The sequence below is a fragment of the Riemerella columbina DSM 16469 genome (assembly GCF_000374405.1).
In the GTDB taxonomy this organism is placed as follows: Bacteria; Bacteroidota; Bacteroidia; order Flavobacteriales; family Weeksellaceae; genus Riemerella; species Riemerella columbina.
This window is the reverse complement of sequence record NZ_KB894280.1, coordinates 1-1,208: the sequence shown is the minus strand read 5'-3', so window position 1 is coordinate 1,208 and position 1,208 is coordinate 1. Positions and strand designations below refer to the sequence as shown.

Sequence of the window (1,208 nt, the reverse complement as noted above, 5' to 3'; positions counted from 1 at the left end):
GCAATCTATTTCAAAGTATTACTACAACTAATGGTATTCCTCTATCCAGCGGGAAGTGCAATGGGAAATCTCTCAATTTTAACTAATGGTAAATTCCCCCCTGTGGGCTGGATGAATAAACTTAGAAAGTTTAATGAAAACGCAGACTTAGAAACATTTAAAACAAAAAATGATGAAAACACCCAGTGATTTTTTAAATAAAATTATTGCAGTTGATATTTACAATACTGAAGTAATGTTGCATTTTGGAAGTATAAAAAGTCTAAAAAAAGTATTAAAAAAATACCAGCAGGAGAAGTTTGCTCAAGAAATATCAGTAAATTTAAAAGAACCTGTTTTAGGGCAAACTTATTTCAATGAGAAGTATGGAACAATTTTAATCTATATGCCCGAAATTCCGAGTACATCAGAACAATACGCCACACTTACACACGAATTATTACACGCTACCAATTTTGTGTTAAAAAAGGTAGGTGTACTATTCTGTGATGAATCAGAAGAAGCCTTTGCCTACCTTTTAGGTTTCCTAACAAAGAGAACATTTGAGATTATTTCTTCTTATCAGTCTCTTTGACAGTTGTAGCAGGATGTTTTTTAGCATAATCTTTGGTTACATACTGTCCTGTTTTTGCACTTCGATAGTGCGTAGTAGTACTTTTTTTTGCCATATTGTTAAAAATTTTAAAGTTCAATATGGATGTTAAAATCAAAGATAGTACCAGTAGAACGAAAATAAAAGAAATAAGACAAAATAACACTTAGAATTATGAAACAGTGATAGTTATACAACAAATACTAAGATAATTTGGTGTTTCAACACCGACATTTTGTCAGTATCATAAACTATATGGAAATAATTTTTCCTTTTTTCAAGACTTAAAAAAAACTTTAAAACGAAGAAAGATGAAAACTAAATTATTGTTAATACTCGCTGTACTTCTATTGTTCTCTTGTCGAACACGGAAGAAAACGGATGCTCATATAAAAACCAGTGCAGTAGAAGTGCATTTAAAAGATAGCGTTTCTGTAAAAGAAATCAAGCAGGAGCAAGTAGAGAAAGTACAAGACAAATTGCAGGTTGATAAGCGTTCTCAACTCAAAGAAAAAAAGATAGAAATTTTTGGAAAGGCAGAAACGGATAAGCCTTTTGTCTTCCACGAGGTAGAGGGTAAAGATACCTTGCAGAGTATTATTATTAAGGGAAACGC

Annotated in this window: 1 protein-coding gene and 2 pseudogenes; all 3 read left to right on the top strand. The window is 31.7% G+C overall.

The genetic code is table 11. From position 1 onward, the window contains the following. Positions 1–189, top strand: a pseudogene (locus tag C237_RS14405) (hypothetical protein); the annotation flags it as partial. Next, positions 170–574: a hypothetical protein gene (locus C237_RS0111070; RefSeq protein WP_156809754.1), complete on the top strand. Its 405-nt coding sequence runs from the start codon at positions 170–172 to the stop codon at positions 572–574. The pseudogene C237_RS14405 and the gene C237_RS0111070, both read left to right, overlap by 20 nt. 329 nt (positions 575–903) lie before the next feature. Beyond that, positions 904–1,208, top strand: a pseudogene (locus C237_RS0111065) (hypothetical protein); the annotation flags it as partial.

Coding starts and splice junctions, on each gene's coding strand:
- C237_RS0111070 (WP_156809754.1), top strand. CDS start 170: ATGATGAAAACACCCAGTGATTTTTTAAATAAAATTATTGCAGTTGAT.